The 22,800-nt window shown below is 41.0% G+C and carries 19 protein-coding genes; 3 read left to right on the forward strand and 16 right to left on the reverse strand.

Annotation, left to right across the window (positions count from 1 at the left end; all coding sequences use genetic code 11):
- Positions 1-10: 10 nt before the first annotated feature.
- From porV to L6773_RS16410, 5 genes are all read right to left on the reverse strand, one after another.
- Positions 11-1,138, reverse strand: a complete 1,128-nt coding sequence (porV, locus tag L6773_RS16390; protein WP_237855529.1) for a type IX secretion system outer membrane channel protein PorV — start codon at positions 1,136-1,138, stop codon at positions 11-13.
- Between the two features lie 329 nt (positions 1,139-1,467).
- Positions 1,468-2,646, reverse strand: coding sequence for an acetyl-CoA C-acyltransferase (locus L6773_RS16395; protein WP_237855530.1), 1,179 nt, complete (start codon positions 2,644-2,646; stop codon positions 1,468-1,470).
- 12 nt (positions 2,647-2,658) lie between these two features.
- Positions 2,659-3,801, reverse strand: a complete 1,143-nt coding sequence (locus L6773_RS16400; RefSeq protein ID WP_237855531.1) for a cystathionine gamma-synthase — start codon at positions 3,799-3,801, stop codon at positions 2,659-2,661.
- An 8-nt stretch (positions 3,802-3,809) separates the two neighbouring features.
- The gene (locus L6773_RS16405) at positions 3,810-5,009 is read right to left on the reverse strand and encodes a tetratricopeptide repeat protein (RefSeq protein ID WP_237855532.1); all 1,200 of its coding nucleotides are present in this window, start codon (positions 5,007-5,009) and stop codon (positions 3,810-3,812) included.
- An 8-nt stretch (positions 5,010-5,017) separates the two neighbouring features.
- Positions 5,018-6,346: a tetratricopeptide repeat protein gene (locus L6773_RS16410; protein ID WP_237855533.1), complete on the reverse strand. Its 1,329-nt coding sequence runs from the start codon at positions 6,344-6,346 to the stop codon at positions 5,018-5,020.
- 175 nt (positions 6,347-6,521) lie between these two features.
- Here L6773_RS16410 and L6773_RS16415 point away from each other — a divergent pair, with 175 nt between their 5' ends.
- Positions 6,522-6,902 carry a RidA family protein gene (locus L6773_RS16415; protein ID WP_237855535.1) on the forward strand — a complete coding sequence of 127 codons (381 nt, stop codon included), beginning with the start codon at positions 6,522-6,524 and terminating at the stop codon, positions 6,900-6,902.
- Positions 6,903-6,904: 2 nt separating this feature from the next.
- On the opposite strand, the gene L6773_RS16420 is transcribed toward L6773_RS16415, so the two are convergent.
- The 4 genes from L6773_RS16420 to rplU all read right to left on the reverse strand — a co-directional run bounded on the left by L6773_RS16420 (position 6,905) and on the right by rplU (position 10,066).
- Positions 6,905-8,785: a peptidoglycan DD-metalloendopeptidase family protein gene (locus L6773_RS16420; RefSeq protein WP_237855536.1), complete on the reverse strand. Its 1,881-nt coding sequence runs from the start codon at positions 8,783-8,785 to the stop codon at positions 6,905-6,907.
- Positions 8,772-9,428 (reverse strand): fumarylacetoacetate hydrolase family protein, encoded by a 657-nt coding sequence (locus L6773_RS16425; protein WP_237855538.1) that lies wholly within the window; start codon positions 9,426-9,428, stop codon positions 8,772-8,774. The genes L6773_RS16420 and L6773_RS16425 overlap by 14 nt, the downstream gene beginning before the upstream one ends.
- A gap of 61 nt (positions 9,429-9,489) precedes the next feature.
- Positions 9,490-9,744 (reverse strand): 50S ribosomal protein L27, encoded by a 255-nt coding sequence (gene rpmA, locus L6773_RS16430; RefSeq protein WP_234572031.1) that lies wholly within the window; start codon positions 9,742-9,744, stop codon positions 9,490-9,492.
- A 13-nt stretch (positions 9,745-9,757) separates the two neighbouring features.
- Positions 9,758-10,066: a 50S ribosomal protein L21 gene (rplU, locus tag L6773_RS16435; RefSeq protein WP_237855539.1), complete on the reverse strand. Its 309-nt coding sequence runs from the start codon at positions 10,064-10,066 to the stop codon at positions 9,758-9,760.
- 197 nt (positions 10,067-10,263) lie between these two features.
- Between rplU and L6773_RS16440 the strand changes: the two genes are divergently transcribed.
- The gene (locus tag L6773_RS16440; RefSeq protein ID WP_237855540.1) at positions 10,264-10,440 is read left to right on the forward strand and encodes a hypothetical protein; all 177 of its coding nucleotides are present in this window, start codon (positions 10,264-10,266) and stop codon (positions 10,438-10,440) included.
- An 85-nt stretch (positions 10,441-10,525) separates the two neighbouring features.
- Here L6773_RS16440 and lexA read toward each other — a convergent pair whose 3' ends face one another.
- Positions 10,526-11,185, reverse strand: a complete 660-nt coding sequence (gene lexA / locus L6773_RS16445; RefSeq protein WP_237855541.1) for a transcriptional repressor LexA — start codon at positions 11,183-11,185, stop codon at positions 10,526-10,528.
- A 65-nt stretch (positions 11,186-11,250) separates the two neighbouring features.
- On the opposite strand from lexA, the gene L6773_RS16450 reads away from it, so the two are divergent.
- Positions 11,251-13,203, forward strand: coding sequence for a peptidylprolyl isomerase (locus L6773_RS16450; RefSeq protein ID WP_237855542.1), 1,953 nt, complete (start codon positions 11,251-11,253; stop codon positions 13,201-13,203).
- 133 nt (positions 13,204-13,336) lie between these two features.
- Here L6773_RS16450 and L6773_RS16455 read toward each other — a convergent pair whose 3' ends face one another.
- The 6 genes from L6773_RS16455 to L6773_RS16480 form a co-directional block, all read right to left on the reverse strand.
- Positions 13,337-14,545 (reverse strand): acyl-CoA dehydrogenase, encoded by a 1,209-nt coding sequence (locus tag L6773_RS16455; protein ID WP_237855543.1) that lies wholly within the window; start codon positions 14,543-14,545, stop codon positions 13,337-13,339.
- Positions 14,546-14,647: 102 nt separating this feature from the next.
- Positions 14,648-14,785, reverse strand: a complete 138-nt coding sequence (locus L6773_RS16460; protein WP_237855544.1) for a hypothetical protein — start codon at positions 14,783-14,785, stop codon at positions 14,648-14,650.
- Positions 14,786-14,892: 107 nt separating this feature from the next.
- Entirely contained in the window at positions 14,893-18,177 is a 3,285-nt protein-coding gene (locus tag L6773_RS16465; RefSeq protein ID WP_237855545.1) for an amidohydrolase family protein, read from the reverse strand.
- Positions 18,178-18,557: 380 nt separating this feature from the next.
- Positions 18,558-19,088, reverse strand: a complete 531-nt coding sequence (locus L6773_RS16470; RefSeq protein WP_237855547.1) for a hypothetical protein — start codon at positions 19,086-19,088, stop codon at positions 18,558-18,560.
- Between the two features lie 234 nt (positions 19,089-19,322).
- The gene (locus L6773_RS16475; RefSeq protein WP_237855548.1) at positions 19,323-19,643 is read right to left on the reverse strand and encodes a hypothetical protein; all 321 of its coding nucleotides are present in this window, start codon (positions 19,641-19,643) and stop codon (positions 19,323-19,325) included.
- Between the two features lie 155 nt (positions 19,644-19,798).
- Positions 19,799-22,729 (reverse strand): lamin tail domain-containing protein, encoded by a 2,931-nt coding sequence (locus L6773_RS16480; RefSeq protein WP_237855549.1) that lies wholly within the window; start codon positions 22,727-22,729, stop codon positions 19,799-19,801.
- Positions 22,730-22,800 lie beyond the last annotated feature (71 nt).

Consider the following 22,800-nt stretch of genomic DNA (forward strand, 5'->3'; position numbering starts at 1 on the left):
AGAATAGTTCTTACCTGAAATTCATCAGAACACTCAATCGGATTGTGTTTGCGAGTGGGTGGTCATCTTCAAGTGTGTAAATGTAGCTGAAGTCCACACCAAAAATGTTGTAACGAAGCCCAGCTCCCAAGGTGATGAATTCCCGGTTCCCATTTTCCGGGTGCTCGTAGTAGTAACCGGATCGGAGTGCAAAAAGCTCATCGTACCAGTATTCAAGTCCAAAGCCGTACATAAGTTGCTGGCCAAGGCTTACATCAACGGTCTCTGTTCCATTAAATCGTTCGTAAGAACCCCAGGAATTAAAGAGTGCCTCCATAACGCCCATTGTTTCATATTCAGGGCTGTCAGGATCAGTACCGACTCTTTCATTTCGAGCCATAATTTTTGAGATGTCATTGGAAAGTGTCAGAGTATTGATACCGTTGGCGTCAATGTCCATGGTATATGCCCATCCCAATCTCATAATAGTGGGGAGGGGATCCTTCTGAGCGTTGTCGGTATACTGTATTCCGGGGCCGATGTTTGAGAGGTTGAAACCGGCATTAAATGATGCCTGACGGTTTCCTAATTGGAATGGGTTGGTTTTGTAAAGTCCGGCCAAATCAATACCCACACTTGAACCGGGGCTAATTTCCTGGCCGCTTACACTTCCATCAGCCAATGAGCTGTAGATATATCGAAGGCCTGTTCCTAATGAAAAATTGTCTGAAATTTGAAATCCGTAAGAAAGACCTGCAGAAATTTCAAAACTGTTAAATCTGCCGAGTTCAAGACCGGTTTCATCCGTACGGATCTGCTCACCGAGGTTCAAAAATGTAATGTGTCCGCCAATAGTACCAATTCCATCTACATAATAGGTACCTACGAGATAGTCATAAAATAGATCGGCATTAAAAGCAGGTAACCAGTTTGCATGTGTTACACTGATCTGGTTTTGATTTTGAAATGCAAGTCCTGCCGGATTCCAGAAAATTGCTGATGCGTTATCTGCAACCGCTACTCCGGTATTTCCCATTCCTGTTGCTCTTGAATCGGGTTCAATCTGAAGGAAAGGAACAGCCGTGATACCAACCTGTGCTTGGACAGAAAGGATTGGTAATAGCATTATCGCTGCGAGAGTAATGAAAATCTTTTTCATGACGTAAAAACTAATTGTTGAATGAATCTGAAACTCTACCAAAGTATAAGAATAACTCAGGTAATATTTATCTATTGTTTGTTTGCCAACTGAAAGATTGAAAACTGCTGTGATAAACGTAATTAGAATATTCTTAAGAACCTTGTGACTGATTCCTTTGCAGCAAGTAATCTTTCTATGAGTATTGTAAAACTGTAGCTTTTTGCAATAGGCTATTGTAGAGTTTATTTAGATTTGATGAAACGAATAGCTGTATAGAATTTGATCTTTGAACACCAGATAATACACTCACCCCTAAAAAAAGTCAAGTACTGCCGGTACTGAACCTCTTATATCATTTCTACTACCAGAGCAGATGCACCGCCACCGCCGTTACAAATCCCTGCGCATCCAAGCGTTCCATTCACTCTTTTCAGAGCGTGTAAAAGTGTAACTACAATCCGGGCACCCGAGCATCCAATTGGGTGGCCAATACTAACGGCTCCACCGTGGATATTAACTTTACCGGGATCAAGTTCCAGGATCTGGTTATTCGCCAGTGAAACAACTGAGAATGCTTCATTAATTTCAAAAAGGTCCACATCATGTATTGCAATACCCGCTCGTTTCAGTGCAATAGGAATTGCATCTGATGGTGCGGTTGTAAACCATTCGGGAGCTTTCGCTGCGCTAGCCGAACTTTTAATCCTGGCAATAGGCTTGAGGCTTAACTCTTTTGCTTTTTCCTCACTCATCAACAGTACAGCAGCTGCACCATCATTTATACTGCTTGCATTGGCTGCCGTAATGGTTCCTTCTTTGTCAAAAACAGGTTTCAAATGAGGAATTTTATCGAAGTTGACGCGCTCCAGTTCCTCATCCATAGATACTTTGATGACATCACCTTTGCGCCCTGTTACTTTAATCTCTACAATTTCATCTTTGAAATATCCATTTTCATGCGCATTAATAGCCCTCTTGTAAGATTCTATGGCAAATTCATCTTGCTGTTCTCTTGAGATATTACACTCTTTAGCACAAATTTCACCAGCATTGCCCATGTGAAAATCGTTGTATACATCCCACAGGCCATCAATTAAAATACCATCTTCTGTTTTACCGTGACCCAGTTTTGATCCAAACCGGTGTTTTTTGAGGTAGTAGGGCACGTTGCTCATACTCTCCATCCCGCCTGCGACCATAATTTCGTTTTGCCCCAAAGTGATTTGATCGGCGGCTATCATGATAGCTTTTGTACCTGATGCACAAACTTTATTTACAGTGGTTGATGGAGTTTTTTCAGATAGGCCGGCTTTCATAGCAGCCTGGCGGGCCGGGGCCTGACCAATTCCGGCTGTGAGCACATTTCCCATCACAACTTCCTGTACATCATTGGGTTTTATCCCCGCAGATTTGATTACCTCGTAAATTACAGAGGCGCCAAGTTCAGGTGCTGTGAGTGATGATAAACTCCCGCCAAAAGATCCGACCGGAGTACGTTTTGCCTCAACAATGACTACATCAGACATGAGTTTATTGATTTATGATTCAATAGCTTGTTTTAAATCACTAATCAAATCTTCAGCATCCTCAACTCCAAGAGATAATCGAATCAGGGAGTCTGTTAAACCGGCTTTAAGACGAACTTCTCTCGGGATGGACCCGTGTGTCATAGATGCGGGATGACTGATTAATGACTCTACACCTCCTAAACTCTCTGCTAAGGTAAATATTTCAGTATTCGACATCACTTCATTTGCCTTTTCAATGGTGTCGTCCTTTAAAGTGAAGGAAACCATCGCTCCAAAATCATTCATCTGTTTTGCCGCAATATGGTGCTGGGCATGTGATTTCAAGCCCGGATAATAAACCTTCTCAACTTTGGGATGAGATTCGAGCAGATCCACAACCTGTTTCGCATTTTCAACAGATCGTTGAACTCGAAGATGCAGTGTTTTAATTCCTCTCAACACCAGGTAACAATCCATGGGACCGGGTACGGCCCCGGATGTTTTCACCTGGAAGCGGATTTTCTCCATGAACTCTTCATTAGAAGAAGCCACCGCTCCGCCGATAATATCTGAATGACCGCCGAGATATTTTGTGGTTGAATGCATGGTTACATCCGCACCGAGCAAGAGAGGTTGCTGTAGATAGGGAGATGCAAACGTATTATCCACTACTGAAAGTGCACCTGCATCAGATGAAATTTTCGCAACTTTTGCGATATCAATAACTCGCAGCAAGGGATTTGTAGGCGTTTCAATCCAAACGAGTTTGGTTGAATCTTTGATAGCAGATTTCACCTCGTCAATATCTGTCATGTCAATGAATGAAAACTCAATTCCATAGGGTTCAAAGACCTGACGAAAAAGCCTGTACGTACCACCATAAAGGTCATTGGTTGATACTACATGATCCCCGGGCCTGAGAGTTTTAAGAATCGCATCTATAGCAGCCACACCGCTTGCAAAACATGAACAAGAATCGGCTTCCTCAAGTCCTGCAATCATCTTTTCGAGAGCAGTTCTCGTTGGATTTCCTACCCGGGCGTAATCGTATCCCTGGTGTACGTTTGGTGCTTTCTGTGCATAGGTTGAAGTTTGAAAGATTGGCGGCATTACGGCCCCTGATGTTTTTTCAGGTTCCTGGCCGGCGTGAATCGCTTTTGTATTAAATTTCATAAAAAGGTTTAGAAATTATATGATCGTTCAATCGACTCTGCTTCTTCCTGCATATCCAACTCAAGATAAACCTGGTAGAGATTATTGATGTAACCAAGATTATCAGAGTTAATTTCAGCAAGTCGTTCCCAAAGTGGAAGTGCATACTCCATAAAACTCTGTTCCATTTCCTCGAGTTCGGAATTAGTTTCGGGAAGTTGGCTTAGCCTTGAAGAAGCATTTTTGTAGAAAGAGGCCATCCTGTGAAGGTTCTCTTCTGTGGTTGGAAATGACTCCTGTATAGTCTCAAAAATTGTATGCACTGAACGAAGCAGGCGGGTTAATTCGTCCTGCTCTTCCTCAGATAACTCACTATTCGTTGATAAAGATGCAATCGATTCTGTTTTAGTTTTGAACAGATAATAGAGTTCCGTAGCAAGTGATTCCTGGTAGGCATACCGTGTTGGATATTCCCCGGAGAGTTGTTCCAGCATCTCAACCGCCTGTTCGTGTTTATCACTTAAAATTAACACGTTTATCAGGCCATGCTGATAAATTATTTTATCAGGATCGTAATCAACGAGATCTCTGTATCTTCGTTCTGCTTCAGATAAATCACCGGATTCGAGATATAAATAAGCCAACTTTTCACTGATTGCCGGTTCATAGGAATCATTCTGATCTTCAGCCTGCTCCAAAGTGGCGATAGCCTGGTTTAAATTTCCATGCTGGTAGTAAGAAGTAGCCAGCAAACTGTAGGTTTGTAAACTATCGGGAATGAGTGTAATTGCATTTTGAAAATGAGATACAATCGTTGAAAAACTCTCAGATTGGGCAGCCTCATTTTCTTGAAGAAGACTCATTCCTGTCTGTTTTTCAAGATGCCAGGCTTTTGAAAGAACTTCGTCCAATTGATTTGTAATATTAGGATTCGAAGAATAACCATCTGCAATATCCCTGATATTTTGATAAATAGGATTACGATTCTCGACTTGAGACATCTTTTGAGATCGTTGATAAAGAAGATTTGCCTTCCTTACCTGTAATTGAGCATTATTCGGATTTGCTGAAATTTCCTGGTTTACTTCATTGATTCTTTCCTGGAGAGTAGCTGCATCATCACCCGATGAGCTTGTTGACTCCGTATTCTGGATGGTACTACACGAAAGGGTAAAAAAAATCCCGAATGCCAGCGCTAAACTTAGCATTCGGGGAATTTGGTATATCATAAATTTATTTAATTCGAGGAATTATTCATTCCGGCTTTTTCCATTGCGTCCTCAGCTTCTTCTTCCATACCAAGAGCTGTATAAACCTGGAAGAGTGATCGCCAGTTTTCTGGATTTTCCGGATCTATTTCTGCTGCACGTTCGTAGTATTGTCGGGCCTTTTCTAAATTTTCTTTAGCCCGTCGATCGTAATCAGCAGCTTCTTCATTATCCATGGTGTTATTGCGTCGCTCAAACAAATTCGCTGCTCGGTTTTGATAAATAACCCCGAGAATAAAATTAGCTTCTTCATCTTCAGGAACCAGTTCAACGACTTGTTCCATTTCCCGTATAGAGATCGCAGAAAGTTCGTCGATCTCTTGTTCCATACTTTCAATTTCCGATTCAAGAGATTCAATTTCAGATTGAGTTTGTTCTAACTCCTGTCCACGTTGATTTCTAGCCGCCTGTCGAAGTTCAAAAAGCTCTTCATAAAGATCAGATACCTGGTTAGATATTCTTTCTACACTTTGATAGACCTGGGTACCCAAAACACGCCTGTATTGAGGATTGTTAGGTTCGCTGTCAATCAGTTCTTCAACAAGGCTTATGGCCCGATCTCTGTCTCCAGCCTGGATATATGCATCGGCAAGAAACTGAACAAACATTGTTTCTTCAGGATAGACCTCACGTCCTTCTTCAGAAAGCTCAATAGCCTCTTCATAGTTATTATTATAAAGATATAAACTGACCAGGTATTCATAATCTTCAGGTGCAGGTTGTTCCAACAACTCCATAGCATTCTCGTAGCTCTCAATAGCTTGATCAACCTGGTCTAATTGGTAGTATGTTGAAGAAAGTACCTGGTAGGTCATGGCACTGTCTGGGTTGATAGTTACTGCGTTTTCCAGATGAGCCAGTGAAGTTTCATATGGGTTTTCAGTGGCATTGAAAAGGCTGTCATCATTCTGGATGTTTACTGCCATGTTATACTCGTCAGCCCAAAACGACACAACTGAATTGGTAAGCTGTTCAAGTTCTTCCGGTTCTTCAGGTTGAGCCTCCATTAAATCTTTTGCAGAATCAAAAGATGTTCTCGCATTTTCATAAACAGGTTGCCGGGTACTTGGCGGCTCCATCTCCCAGGCTTGAGAGGCTAAAACAATCCCCTTGTAATAGTGAGCAACATAGTTTGATGAATCTTGTTCAAGTGCAGTGTTGACCGTTTCAAGAGCTGACTCAAAATTGCCGGTAACCAAGTCTACCTGCACATCATTTACCAGTGGATCTGTAGTTTCGCATGCCCAGAATAGCAACATGGGAGCGATTATCAGTAAGATTAGTTTGGATCTTTTCATTTTTATATACGTGATGTTTTTCAAATTTATTTAATACTTAGAAAGTAACTATATATAGAGGATTCCGCAATATCAGGTTCCTCCATAACAAGTTGGAGTAGGTTGATTTACTATAGGAATAAATTTTTCTTTAAAATTGAAGTATCTCAAAAACTTTAAGAATGAATTTAGCGATATGTTAAAAAAAATTGTAAAGACAAAAAAAGCACCCGCAGCAATTGGACCCTACAGCCAGGCTGTTGTTCATCAGAATACGCTATACTGCTCCGGGCAAATTGCTCTTGATCCCGAATCGATGGAAATCATCAGTGATGATGTAGGCGAACAAACCCGACAGGTGATGAAAAATCTTGAACAGGTTTTGCTTGAAGCCGGCAGCAGCTTCGGGAAAGTGCTAAAGTGTTCAATATTTTTGGCAAACATGGATGATTTTGCTGATATAAATGAAATCTATGGAAGTTACTTCCCTGAAAATCCACCGGCAAGAGAAACGGTTGAAGTGAGTCGCTTGCCGAAAGATGTAAAAATTGAGATTAGTTGTGTGGCGTATATCTAACTTCAGAAAGTAAAAGATTCAGTTTTTGATGTACGATTTCCCATTCCATCAAAGACTTCAATCTCTACTTGGTTCTGGTTTTCAGGAACATACCCTGGAATGTAATAGAAAAGAGAATTTCTGTCGGGATCGTATTCAATAATGCCGCGTTTTCCATTTACAGTAATATTTGAAGCCTGGTAATCTATCCCGGTGTCGCGATCTACTGCCGGTACCCTGATGACGTAATTCCCTGCAAGATTTTTTTCTAAGTGGGGCTTACCTACCCATGGAGAAGTTTTATCTTCCATAATTACCAAACTGCTGATCTCCCGTAAAGGTGACCGGATCATCCCGTCTTTATTAGTAGCCCACATGAAGTAGGTTCGATTTCGGAATTTATCGACTGAGAATAACCCAAGGTGCTCATTATCTTTTAATTCATCCGGGAGGATGTAGTTAAAATAGACCTCTCCCTCGATGGGCAGGCGATCAGGTGAAAAGTTGAAATGAATCTCATCTCCAATCCTTGAAATATCCAGATGCAGATTGAGCGAATCGTAAAGGGCTTCTTTGGGAAATTCAATCCACAACTGTTGATTCGGAGTGCTAAAAACCTGTTTTATGCCGGGAGATAGTCTTTTTTCTATGGAGGAGTTAGATCTGAACCGAATCTCATCCGAAATTCGCGATATGCTGAAAGAAATTGGTTCCGAACTTGCAAGCATGGGCACACTATTGTCAAACAGAACCTCTTTTTGGTTTAGAGTAAATGGTTTTGAAATTTCACCCGGAGCGGGATAAGTGGGTACATCAGTAATGTTATCGATCTTGTTTGAACCATTCACATTGAGTGTTACTGCAGCTTTAGTCTCGTTTCCAAAAATATCTGAAGCGATAATTTGAAGAGGATATTTACCCTCATCCAGTGCCAGCACGCCCCTGTTTTTTAGTTTTCTATAGATTGGAAGTTTATTCCCGTTAACTTTATAAAGCCGCTGAAAAGCTCTTCGGGTTTCTGCCAGAATTTGGTAAGAACGGTCCAGAAACATATGCCTGCCTTCAGCATATGAAAACTGATCTACGCTCGAATGATAGAGTGTATCTGATTGATGAACCAATGTTAGGGTGTATACAGCGTACGCGTTTGGCGTATTATTAGCCCTGTCATGTAGATTTACTGAAAGGCCCACCGGTTGATTAACGGTAATCTCCCCGAATTCGTAATTTCTGCCATCTCTTCGGGCATTTTTAATTTCAAATCCTTCGTTTTTGAGATTTATGGGATTTAGAAATTCTATACCCAGTTGACGAAAAACAGGGGGTAGATTATCTCGGACAGTTAAATTGGTTAATAGAGGATTGACAGGTTCATTATCCTTATTTCTTATTTCAAAATGCAAATGAGGTGGGCCAACACCGGACGACCCCGTAAAGGCTATTACTTCACCCTTTTCATAAAAAAGTGAATCCTCTTCTATAACTTCATTCATAACAAAGGAGTAATCCTGTATTCTAATGGAGTCCGTATATGCCTGTAAGTTTGGCTCAAACCGGTTTAAGTGGGCGTAGACAGAATAGGAACCGTCATTATGCTTCATGTATAATACGTTTCCATAACCGTGGGGGCCTGTTCCAATTCGGTATATGATTCCATCGCGAGTGGCAAAAACTTTGTAGCCTTCCTGCCCCCAGGTACGAATATCTAAGCCGGCGTGCAGGTGGGCAGACCGTGTCTCGCCAAATGTTGATGAGATCTGGTTCGTTGCATCTGTAGGCCAAACATACTCAACACTGTCAACCAGAAAGGAGAGAGGCTGAGCATTTATAGGATGAACGTGGATCAATCCCAGGGTGATCAAACAGATCAAAAAAAGTATGTTATGAAAATTATGTACGGACATAAACTTTTAGCGTAGAAAGTTGATCGCCTATCGATGCATCAATAATATCTCCATCAGTAATTGGACTCACACCTTCCGGAGTCCCGGTAAAAATCAAATCGCCCGGGTTAAGAGTAAATTGATGAGACAAATAGGAGATAAGCTCACTTACCGAAAATAGCATTTTAGAAGTGTTGCCAAGCTGACGAAGTTCGCCATTTACACGCACCTGGATGTCGAGATTTTGAATATCACTCAATGAATCCAATTCAACAAAGTTTCCTATAGGTGCAAAAGTGTCAAATCCCTTTGAGAGAGTCCAGGGTAAACCATTTTTCTTTGCTTGAGATTGAATGTCGCGGGCAGTTACATCAATACCAACGGCAACGGCCTGAACAGTTTGAAGAGCTTCTTTGACGGAACAATTTTTTACAGCGCGGCCGATCAATAGAACAAGTTCAACTTCATGATGAACAGTGGATGACTGCTGAGGTAGGTGAATCGTTTGATCATTAAAGATCAGGCTGCTTCTTGGCTTCAGGAAAACAACGGGATCGTCCGTTTTCTTACTCTTCATCTCTTCGATATGCTTGGCGTAATTACGGCCAATGCAGTAGATAGATCCGAATTGCAGATGGGGATATTCATTGATTGTATAATCCATGCCCCAAAATAAAAAAAGCCCTGACAACATTGTTATCAGGGCTTAAAAAATTTAAAAAAATTTAGACTTCCTCTACAGAAACATATTTGCGTCCATTGCCTCTGGTTCGGAAAGTAACCTGACCGTCGATCAGGGCGAAGAGAGTATCATCGCCGCCGCGGCCTACGTTTTCACCGGGGTGGAATTTAGTACCTCGCTGACGTACAATAATATTTCCTGCACGTACAACTTCACCACCATATTTCTTCACACCCAGTCGTTTCGATTCTGAATCTCGTCCGTTTCTTGTCGAACCTTGACCTTTCTTATGCGCCATAATTTACCTCGTATTAAGAAATTTTTTCGATTTGAAGTTGAGTGATAGGCTGTCGGTGCCCGTTCTTAACTCGATATCCTTTCCTTCGCTTCTTTTTGAAAACCATTACTTTATCGGCTTTCAAGTGTTCTACGATTTTAGCTTCAACTTTAGCACCTTTTACAGTCGGTTTGCCAATCTTAACTTTTCCTTTCTCATCCTTCACCAGAAGAACTTCATCCAGTGTGATATTTTCATCGTCGGAAGAAAGTCTGTTAACAAAAATAGTTTGGTCTTCAGCAACCTTATATTGATGCCCGCCAATTTTTACGATAGCGTACATGAGTGTTAATTTCTTATTGTTAAATTCTTAATTTTTGATAGACTCCAAAGATAGTGTTTTTTAAAATGAATCAAAACCACTTTTCAGATGTTTTTTCCAGTGAGAGTATATGGATAAATTTTAATTGAGAGTCATGTCATATGCATGTAATTTCCACTTTGAAAATTGAATGACATTTTTAAGTAATACAAACAGTGATGAGCAAACTTCCGGACCTTCATAAGCAGGCATTTAAATACAAAAATACCAAAAAACTCCAGCATGACGGTGGCCGTGCATGGATTAAAGATTCTCAACTTTTTGAATCCAGAAAAGATGCCAACGGCCGGCTCATCACAAAAAAAGAGAAGCAAAGTCAGGAGAATAAAGGCTGAAATTGATCAGCGCCGGCAAAAGCGTCTTGCTTGTTCCTGATGCAAGGAGCACGAGCTGGGCCCTCAAGCTAGTTCAATACACGGTTTAGCTTGCCTTCTTTGTAGGAATTCCTTTGTGAATCCCCGTACGGTTCACATGCCCGATATATTTACCGATTACCCGTACCTCTTCAAATATATCCGGTTCAATCACAATGTCATCATACTCTTCATTGGCGGGTTCTAATCTTAGGCCGTCTTTATCGGAATAAATTCGTTTTAAGCTGGTTTCACCGTTATATAACACTGCACCGATATCGCCGTCTTTTACATCGCTATCCATAAGCAGAACAAAATCGCCGTCGTAAATTCCGGCATCTTTCATACTCATTCCGGAGACCCGAAGTGCAAACATATCATCCATATTGGGGAACAACGTTTCAAGTGTAATTCTTCCAAGGTCGGCTTCTACAGCTTCCTGAAGATAACCAGCTGCAATTAAACCTCTTACGGGAATTCCGGCAGTTTTCTTCAGACCTAGGTTCCCCTCATAATCCGGATGGATATCATATTCATCATCATCCGTTTTAACCAGGTATCCTTTTTTGAGTAATGCCTGTATATTTTGTGTCACACTGTTAGGGGATTTATAGTTGAATGCGTCAGCTATTTCCCTGTAAGTGGGCCAAACATCGTGGTCTTTTTTATAATCAATAATGAAATCAAAAAAATCTTTCTGTTTTCGGGTAAGTTGGGCGTTGTCCATAATGATTATTGATTTATGTGTAATATATGTGCAATAAACAAAGAACTTTTATCAAAAACAATTCAATGAATTTCTTTTTTCATCAGAGGTACAAGGGATTCTTTTTTCTGCTGTTTTTAGTGCCATTTTTTTCATGTACAAAACAAGCAGAACAGGATCGTAAACCCATAATCTTAACAGAATATCCAAACCTGGCAAATGAAACTTTAGAAAGAGATTATGATGGATTGCGGGCGTTTGCGAATTATGAAAATGAGCAGATAAGATCTCTAGCGTGGAATGGGATTAGAAAAAGTGAAGCTAAAGATCTACAGTCATTTGTAAATTATGCTGTTCAGCAAGATGATTCACTTATATGGTACTCCATAAGTTCACATCTTTTAAATAAAGCACAGGTTGATTCTATTGGCCAACATTTTGAAAATGGTTGGATTAAATCGGAAGCGGTTTGTGAAGTATTCTTCAAACATGGAACCATAAATACGTTAGATATTCTGCTGGGAAAACCTGAACTACTATTACAAAATGAAGTTTGCGCAAAATCTGTTGGTGGAATTGTAGCCGGAGTTCAAGTAGAGGATTCCTCGAAAAAAAAGATTATCGAACTAGCTTTTCATTCAGAAGATGAAACCATTTGGCGGAATTTGCTTTATGGATTTTATCGTTCAGAACTGAATCGTCCAAACCCGGAATCTGAACTCCACGTCTATTTCAACGAATTGCTCGATGAGAGGGATGGTTTCTTTAGTTATGAAATGGACCAGTACGTTACAAGAATTTTAGGAAAAGTTGGTTTTCTACATGTGATGGAAAGGCGGTCAGATCGTGAACTGAATCAAGCGGTTCAACTATCAAATGAATTAGCAAGAAATATTGCAAAATTTGAACATAGCGCGTTGAACCATAGGCATATAAAAAGATTACTAAACCATACTATTGATAATGTTGTAGCCCAATCACTTCAAGCTTTCCAGGAATTTGATTCTATTCCGGAACAACTACTTGATATGATTGAATTTGAGATCGCTCCAATTACTCGTGACGCAGAAGTTTTTGCCGAAGCGTTGACCGTGCTAGTAACAAATGAAAGAGATATCGAGGGGTATCGAAACAAGCTGGATTTTATGGACAGTGAAAATGAATATCTGAAGCAAAAGATATTGCCGTTGTACGCAGAAATTGAATCGGATGAACAGTACTTGGACAGGCTTCAATCTGAAATCAGAGATGGCGGTATCGGTGGACTCCGAGCTACAGAGGCATTGATGAACTATTTTACTGAGCACTCTCAAAATCAGGATGCTGCTGATGAGGTTCGATCTTTAACTCTACACGCATTGGAAGAGGGAGATCGAAGTGTAATATCTACAATTGGACCGCTTTTGAATAGTACTGTTCTTTTTGATGAGGACAGTTTTGAATGGATGTTTAATCAATATCAAGATTTTGTTGAGATGTCTGAGTGGGAAAATGAAGAGGTCTTAGAGGAGGTGCTTTCCAATCGGTTTCCCGATCAATTCGAAGCTTTGGAAATTTCTGAAAAGCCATTCAGAATACCGAATTGGGAACGACTTTATGAGATGGGCACAAATCCTTTTTGGGTTTTGGAAACCGAAAAAGGAACCATCGAAATTCAGCTTGATCCTCTGGCCGCACCATTTACGGTTTCATCGATTGACAGCTTAACTCGCACAGGTGTCTATGATGGAGTACCATTTCATAGGGTGGTTCGCAATTTTGTGATCCAGGGAGGAGATATCGAACGCAAAGATGGTTATGGCGGACTGGAGTATAGAATTCCAACTGAACCTTCATTTAAATCATTTGAGCGAGGCATGGTCGGTATTGCAAGTGCGGGGACGGATACTGAAGGGAGTCAGTTTTTCATCATGCTAAACTGGTCGCCGCATTTGGATGGGAATTATACTATTTTCGGTAAAGTAACCAAGGGGACGGATGTGGCAGATCGGATACAGATGGGGGATAAGTTGATTGAGGCGAGTATATATTCGAGATAGGTCTAAGAAATTCTATAATTTATATGAAACAAGTAGGCAGTTGACAGTAGGCAAAATGATTATTGCCTACTGCCTACTGTCAACTTTTTCCCAGCAATAATGTTACTTTTACTAAATTAAACCTTTTGGAATTTCAACCATTCCCCTTCGGCGTAAAAGCCTGAATTCCTGTAATCTCACGGCCAAGGATTAATCCGTGTATATCGTAGGTACCTTCGTAGGTGTTTACGGATTCAAGATTCATCATGTGGTGTATAACTCGATATTCTCCTGAGATTCCATTACCGCCATGCATATCTCTTGAGACGCGAGCGATTTCCAAAGCCTTGCCCACATTATTTCGTTTGGCGAGCGAAACCATGCTCGGGTGGAGTCTGCCGGAATCCTTCAATTGTCCCAACCGCCATGCCAGCATCTGCATGGACGTGATGTCAGTCAGCATGTTTGCCAGTTTGGTCTGAGGCAACTGGTTGGCTGCTATCGGTTTTCCGAATTGTGTTCGGTCTGATACATATTGACGAGCTTTATGATAGCAAAACTCAGCCGCACCAACAGCCCCCCAAGCAATGCCATATCGGGCACTGTTCAGGCACATAAACGGGCCTTTCAATCCGCGAATCTCCGGGAAAACATTTTCATCCGGAACAAAAACATCTTCAAAAACCAATTCTCCGGTGGATGATGCTCTCAAACTCATTTTGTGTTTCGTTGCCGGAGCTGAAAATCCGTTCATTTCTTTTTCAACCAAAAATCCACGAATAACCGGTTCGTCGTCTTTGTCCTCTTTTGCCTTTGCCCAAACAACGGCCACATCAGCAATGGGTGAGTTGGTGATCCACATCTTGGCACCATTCAGCGTCCAACCTCCCTCGGTTTTGACTGCCGTTGTACTCATGGATGCGGGATCTGAACCGTGATCGGGTTCTGTTAATCCAAAACACCCGATGATCTCGCCGGTTGCTAACTGAGGCAAAAATCGTTCTTTCTGTTCTTCTGTACCAAAAATTGAAATGGGATACATCACCAATGACGATTGCACGGACATAAACGATCGATACCCGGAATCAACCCGCTCAACTTCACGGGCGATTAAACCATACGCTGTATCACTCACGCCGGCTCCGCCATATTTTGGATCAATCGTTGAACCGAGAAGACCAATTTCACCCATCTCTTTGGCGATTGATAGATCAAAAACCTCATCTTGGTTACCCTCAAGTGCTCGCGGTTCCAGCTTGGATTGAGCATAGTCGCGGGCGGTCTCCATTACCATTCGGTCATCTTCAGAAAGTTCAGATTCGAAGAGATATGCATCGTCGATGTTGAATTTGTTTTTTGGCATATAAATATTTAGATGGTTTTGTGATTTTATATGATAAAGCTGTCAGCATTCGGCTATCAGCCGTCAGCATTTTACTGATAGCTGAGGTTCGATAGCTAAAATCTAATTCTTTTTGATTTTTAACCGGAATTTCTTTGCAGACTTCACAATGGCTTCTTCTAATTTGTTTTCGGAGGAAATCCAACCATCTCTTTTATAAGACTCGATGATTTCTTTCTCATCATTGTCAATATATTTCATGATGTGTATCGCTTATTTTTAAAAAATTTTGATGGAACTCTCTGTTAGTTATGCTTGCCTACAAGCTAACAGTTCGATTACTGATAGCTGAAAGCCGACAGCAAAACCTAATGCTTCGTTTGACAGCTGCACTGAATGATGTTATCCGATTCAATAATAGCATGCCAGTCGAATTGTTCATCATAATCGAGCTGTTCCCACCAGAATGGGAGACGCTCATCGGGATGATTTCCAACCTCATTCATGGTTGAGGCATCGTAAAGCCGGCCGTTAACCATTGTATAGACAACGTTTTCGGTATCACGTAAATTTTCGAGTGGATTCCCGTCAATCACAATTAAGTCAGCAAGTTTGCCTTCCTCTAATGTACCGAGATGGTCACCTACTCCTATATAATTTGCCCCATTAATTGTTGCTACTTTAAGTGCTTCATGATTACTCATTCCGCCTTGCTCAAACATCCAGGTTTCCCAATGGGCTCCGAGTCCCTGTAGCTGTCCGTGAGCGCCAATATTGACTGTGACACCAAGATCATGCAGGTCATCAGCAGAGGCGGCGCTTAACATATGTCCCATTTCATATTCCGCTTCAGGAACCTTCGTTCTATGACGAGATCTGGAGTCAATAATTGGTCGGGGAGTAAAGTTCAGCAATCGTTCTTTTTCCCAGACATTGGTGTGCTGGTACCAATAATATTCACCGCTCATACTACCGTAATTCACAACTAGAGTTGGTGTGTATCCAACATCCGTATTCGACCAAAGCGTCAAAACATCATTATATAGCGGATAGATCGGGACATTATGTTCAATTCCGGTGTGGCCGTCAATAATCATGCTCATGTTATGGGTAAACGTTGATCCGCCTTCAGGCATCACATTAATACCAATTTCTCGAGCAGCCTGGAGCACTTGCTGACGCTGATCCCGTCGCGGCTGGTTATAACTTTTAACAGATGTAGCCCCAAACGCTTTTGTCCGTCGAACTGCCGATCGTGCATCTTCAAGGTTGTTGACTATAGCTTTGAATTCAGCTTCAGCTCCATACAAAATTCGCCCGGTTGAAAAAATACGTGGCCCCACCATATTTCCGGCCTTTACCATTTCGGATTGTGAGAAAATCATCTCTGTATCTGAGGATGGATCATGGGCTGTAGTTACGCCATATGCAAGATTCGCAAAATATTCCCACTGCTGATTCGGACTCAAACCCTGTCGGAAATTTCCAATATGAGCGTGTGCATCCACCAGTCCCGGCATGATGGTTTTTCCTTCTACATCCACGATATCTGCTTCGGATGGAATTTCTATCTCATCAGCAGACCCAACGGCTTGAATTCTATTTTGATTTAAAACGATAGTCCCGTTTTCAATCACTTCATCCTCATTCATAGTGATGATATGAGCATTTGTGAAAGCAATGGTTCCCGACGGAATATCCAACTCCAGTTCAAGTCCGATATCAATTCCCTCATTGGTTCCAAGAGGAAGTTCATCGTCGTGATTATTCTCACCGCTCAGAAAATTGAAGGCTTCCTGTAGCTTAACCGAAAAGTATTTTTCACCGAGCGTCCAGTGAAGTTGATTGCCATCATCCGACCAGTTCAGGCTGATTCCCGCATCTTTTGCCACATGGGTTACCGGAATGGCTTTTGTATCAGCATTTAGTTCTATTCCACTGCCAACTGCCGGCATTGGGGCGATATACACTTTGAAAAGCTCATTAAATGCGACCCATTGATTATCCGGACTGGGCACAAAATTGTTCGCATATTTTGATGTAAAATGAGTTTTGTGATCCTCTCCGTTTAGGTTCATCGATTTAAACTCATTACCAAGATAGGAGCCACCGAGATAAAAAATGCGTGATCCGTCGGCATTAAATATTGGGTTTTCGCCGTCATCAAGAATGAGCGTTTGTTCGCCACCGGTTGCCGGTATCGTATAAATCCCGGGATTAACGGTATAGGCATGTCCCTGGTGATTATTTCCACCTTCTCTTCTGAATAGAATGGTTTCTCCATCAGGAGAAAAGGAAGGTTCGCGATAGATTCCTTTTCGATCTGTGATAGTTTCAGGAGTTGCATTTTCCTGAGTTATATCCAAAACCTTAATGTTCCCCATATCCACATCATGCCAGGTTACATAGACAAGTTTGTTTCCGTCAGAAGAAAATGAGGGTTCAAATTCAAGGTTTGATTCGTCGGTCAACCGTTCAGGAGTTCCCCTCGGCAGTTCCTTTTTCCATAGGTAACCGGCTGCGTTGAAGATTAGTGTTTCTCCATCAGGTGAGGTAACAGCATGTCGAATGGCTTTGGCCGTAAACGTTTCAGGGGCAGGATCAAATTCATATTGAACTGCCTCAGCTACTTCATAATTGATTTCAGCTTCAAACGGAATTTGTTCAACCGCTAAAGTCTCAACATTTAGTTTGTTGATTTTTCCGTTTGCCCAAAACACAAGATTGTTGCCATCCGGCGTCCAGTCGATATTTGTGTATGGTCCGAAAATAGCCCAAGCTTGCTGCTGATCGGGACTCATATTGTCATAAACCGGCTTTTCAATTCCGGTTTCTAAATCCCGGACGTAGAGCACTGATTTAGTTCTTACTCGTTTAACGAAAGCCAACTTTGTGCCATCCGGAGAGATGGTAGGAGAGATCGCACCGCCCGGTCCGCCGGTTACTCTTTCAATGTCACCTTCCTCGCGGTCATATCGATTGATGGCATAGATCTGGCTGTTCGGATCCTTGTTATACTGAAAATATCCGCCCGGGTAGACGTCCTGGCTGTAGTAAACGTAGCGACCATCTGGTGATACGACCGGCTGACCCACATCCTGTTGATCATTAGGACGCTCGGTTAGCTGAATTCCTGATCCCCCAGTAACATGAAACATCCATATTTCACCGGCTCCCAAAGACCTTGTTGAGGTAAAATGTTTTCGAGCAACCAGGTAATTACCGTCGGGAGTCCAATCGGCGTTATTTAAAAGTCTGAAATCTTCTTCAGTAATTTGCCGGGCATTTGATCCGTCTCGGTTCATCACCCAGATATTATCACCACCGCCTGCATCGCTCGTAAAAGAGATTTTTGATCCATCCGGACTAAACCTTGGCTGAACTTCATAGGCAATGCTTTCTCTGACTACATTTGCTTCGCCGCCCTCGATTGGCATCACATAGATATTCCCCAAAAGGTCAAATACGACCTCTTCGCCATCCGGGCTTACGTCGAGGTTCATCCATGTACCTTCGGTCGTCTCAAAACTGACTTGTTTTGTTTCAGCTAGATGTTCGGTGACATCCCATTCGTCTTCGCCATTGTCATCCTGAGCGAATAGGAGAGAAGAACAAATAACGAATAGGGTTAATAATAGGACCGGGCGTTTCATAATAACAGACTTTTCTTTTTTGATTAGTTTTGCTTGATGTTAATAAAAGTTAAGGAGAAACGAAGAATAGACATTGTATTTTTTAGTTGAGCAAACATGGTATTTTTCGAATAAAAATTGATGTCTGAAAGATTTACTATTCATCGAAAATTTCTAAGCAACTGTATTTGCAAGAAAAAATACCATGTTTTACCAGTAGAAAAAAAAATGGCGACTTTTTCTAAGCCGCCATTTAGGATGTATAAATGGGATTATAAGATTGTAAATCATCGGATGAGTATTTTACTCAAACTTTAAATTTAAGCTTTGACACCCATCCGATGAATGTCTGAAATACCCGTCTGACCGCTTCAAGCGGTCTGACGGCTTATAAGTTTTTATCATAGCTTCTGAATCTCAACTCCCAAATATTGCTGTAATTCATCCGGTGTTTGGATTGCTTTCAAAGATTCGGGTTTCATCTTCGCGGCGAAGTTAGCCGGAATGTGAACAGCCCGTATCAGCATATCCTCGTAGCCGTCTGAAGCAGTAAGGAGATAATTTGCATCGAGGAAAACCCGCACATCAACCATTGTGAAATCAAAATCAATAAGCACAGTGCCTTTTGAATTGAACTCAGTGAGTGGAAGTTGACGCCATACTTCCAGGTCATCCTCCTCAATGTAGTCTTCAAAAACAAATGCGATGACTACATCTGAATCAAACACTTCGACATCACCGGGAATTTCGTTAAAAAATTCAAAGTTATTGCCGGGTGTTAACGATGCATTAAACTCAAAGGAGGTAGGCAGTATTTCAGGTCCCGGAGGCCCTGGAGGTCCCTCGGGTCCAACAGGCCCCCGTTCGCCACAAGAAATTAAAACAACCGTCATAAATAAGAGAGCCGTGATAGTCTTCATTATTTTTTTCATATGTCTAATGATTTATATTCAGGTTATATGATATTTAACGTACTCCCGTGATTTAGTTGCATATGATAACTGGAATAAAAATAGATCTTATATTACTGATTATAAATAACTTAAAGTATCACGTCTGTTATCACATATTCATGTGAGAAGCAGGTATTTCTGAGAGAATAAAGAGGAGATGGTGGAAAGAAACTCGTTAATTTTTCGAATCGAGGGAAAATTTAAACTGAACAACTATAGCCGCTTATAAAGATCATCAAGGATAGATCTCTTTCGATAAACACTAAAGATGGCAGCGATCCAAATGACACCATGAATAAGAGGAGCCACCCAGTTAATATTGATGTCCAAAAATCCAATGGCGATACCAAAATTAAACATGAATACCCAATGCGCTAAATAGAACAAAAAATAGAGTGGACCAAGCGTCCCAAAAAAGATGATAGCTGCTTCAGCATACTTATTGTAATTCTCTCCAAAATGTCTGTTTAAAGCTCTTTTTCTTTCTTCCTCCTGCAGCTTCTCCCGCAATTCTCGTTCAGTATTCTTATCCATTTTGTAAGATTAGTGAAGGTATATTGTAACGATTAATAAATGAGGAAACTATTCAGAACCTTATAAAGTGAGCCGCCAAAGCACAAAAAATACAAAATCATTTGGTGTTTTCGTGTTTTGTGGCCATTCTAGGGTATCTAATATTAAAAATTGTCTTATTTTATCAACGTCATCTGTCGGTTAAATATCACACCGCCTGCCCTGAGACTGTAATAATAGATTCCACTTGCCATATCCCGTGCATCCCAGGCGATTTCATACGTACCGGGAGCTTTCACCTCATTCACCAGCGTGGCTACGCGCTGACCCATTACGTTGTAAACATTCAGCATAACATCACTGGTTTCTGCAATTTCAAACTTGATGTTGGTTGTCGGGTTGAATGGATTCGGGTAGTTTTGCTCAAGAGTAAACTGATCCGGATTATTATCGTCGATCAGGCCATCCGGCACATTCGGGTTGATGGTGATCAGAAACCGGGCGTCACTCACAGCTTTCTCTTTTTGTAAGGGTTTAGGATTGAATGGACTGAAAGGCTCTTTGTTGGCAATTTTCGCCTGACTCCCTTCCGCTTCAAACAGATAATTGCTTGCACTTTTTAGATCAACTGTTCTGTTCAGTTTTGTGTCGGTTAATGAAATTTTCCATTCAGATGGAATATTGTTCATCTCCGGCCAGGAAAGCGTAACTTCACCGCCCATCAGTGACCAACCTGACTCCACAGCTTCAAAAGCCTGAACGTGCAGCGGAATCTCAACAGGATTATACAATTCCACCGGCAAATTATTGATATCCATTTGGGTACCCTCGACTTCTGTAGAGAGGCTCATATAATTTCGAAAATCAAGAGGTGAGAGTTTTAGACCATCATTCTTATCATCACCCAACTGTCCGTTTTCAGTAAAAGACAGAAACGCTTCACTGTACATATTTTCCATTTCACTTCTAATGCGGAGAGAGATTACATTATCGTTCTCTTTAGTATAAAATGTGCCACCGGTTGATTGAGATGATTCTTCAAATGTAAGAGTGGGACTGGGTACACTGCTTTCAACCCAAAATCCCTGAAATGGTGCAATAACTCCACCCGATAACGAACCTGTACCACTTTCATTCCAAGTTCGATATCCACCACCAACATTATTCCTTGTTTCAGCTTCATCATCGCCACCTCCACTAATCGAACCATAAGTATGATCATATACGTAAATGGTTCCATCAAAATCTGAAGTCCCTAAATCGCCCCAATCAATGGGTTCATTGTATGGATTACCTACTAAACTGAATGTTCCACTTCCGGAATTTACAGGTGCATTGATTGATCCGTCATTTAAAGATCCAAAAATGTCAAGTGTTTTTGGAAAACCCGCATCGGCAGCTGATTTGTCGTAATCATCATCGCTATAAACATAAACTATAAATCCTTCTCCGGGGGTCATGCTATTGTTGCCAGCATCATCTAAATCCCCTGCATTTACGAAATCTGTACCATCATAGGTTAGTACATTGGGCTCTGTATTTGGGTCAGAACTGCACAAAGAGCCATTGTAATCTGCATTAGTGGAACACTGAGTCCAAATATCAAACAGTAAATCTTGATATGAATTTCCTGTTGTAGGGGACGAGATCATTCTCCAACCCTCTCCATTATCAAAAGTAACAGAAGGTTGAAATGTGGAGCCATCTACTCTTGTACCGGGCGAGAATTCTGAATTATCTTCGATATCAGCTGTGGTATGATCTTCGAAAGTGCCTGTTAGATCGGGGTTGAGCGTAACTGATTGATCATTATCAGCCTCTAAACTACCAGAGCCATAAGATTGATTTATTATTTCAAATCCATCTTCATTTTTTAAGATTACATTTCCGCCGCTATTAGAAAGGTTTAAACTTGTTGTTGTTTGAACAATTGAATTTCCAAAATCTCCGCTAGGTGTACCACCTCCGAAAACTAAAACTGCCTGTTTAGGGTTTAAAGTTGTTCCGGTTGGAAAAGTATGACGAGGAGAAGAGCCATCATCAATTACCCAGTTACTAATATTTAATTCATTATTACTTGTATTAACAAATTCGACAAATTCGTCATCGTCACTGCTAACTACTCCATCTCCATTTGAATCTCCTGTTGATGCATCTGGATCAGCTAAAAATTCATTTAAAACAATATTAACCTCAGAAAATGTTAAACTACTGCTGTTTCCTGAGTTCAAATTGGATGCATCATCACTAACCTGAATAACTACTCCTGATTCAGCAGTATTATAAAGAACATTGGAAATGGTTGTTTGATTACTTCCAGAAGGAACAGTTCCTGTTAAAGTACCACTTAAAGCTCCTGTACCTGAATCTAGGCTCAGTATTATGTTAACATTTGAACTAACATTACTTGGATTACCTGAAGCATCTTGTGATTGAATGGTTATATCAAAAGGAACTTCATTATACAGAGTATTTCCATTGTTAACTTCAGTGATAACCAATTGAGTAGCATTTGTTGCAGCAGATACTTCTAAATTATCAAACCTGTAGAGTTCAGATCCTGCATTATTATTGACAGTTATTCGAATTTCGGCATTTGTACCTGTACCAGTAATTGAAGTATTGAAAGATTGAAGTGAATTTGAAAGCTGAGTACTTCCAAAAAACATTGGATCACCTTGAAGATTTTCATCAACAGTAGCATTAAAAAGTGTTTCTGGAGTTCCACCATCAACTATAATTTCAACATTAAATACATCCTCACCAGATTCAAAATCTCCATCAGCACCTGCATCAAATGAAAAATCTAGAGAGCTATAGCTGCTAATATCAAATGTTTCACTTGTCCAAGTAATTGTACCATCAACATCTTGAGCTTCAAAAACCCCAGATTGAACTGCAAAGAAATCACTTGAGGCTGTGAAATCTCCATCAGATACATCAACACTCCAATCAACTCCACTGAAATCAACTGGATCTGTACCAATCTTACCTTTACCATTTTCTCCTGTAAAACTATCTGAATAAATAGTAGTCTGCCCCTCCACAGTCCCATAAAAAGTGAATACCAATAGAAATGAGAAAAAAATCGTAGCGATCTGTTTCATTTTGTCCCCGGTTTTAAATTAGCTGTACCCCTTGATGAGTGGGGATTCATGCATGATGATATACACCTAGA

Origin of the sequence: Rhodohalobacter sulfatireducens, from assembly GCF_022012475.1 — a bacterium.
GTDB lineage: Bacteria > Bacteroidota > Rhodothermia > Balneolales > Balneolaceae > Rhodohalobacter > Rhodohalobacter sulfatireducens.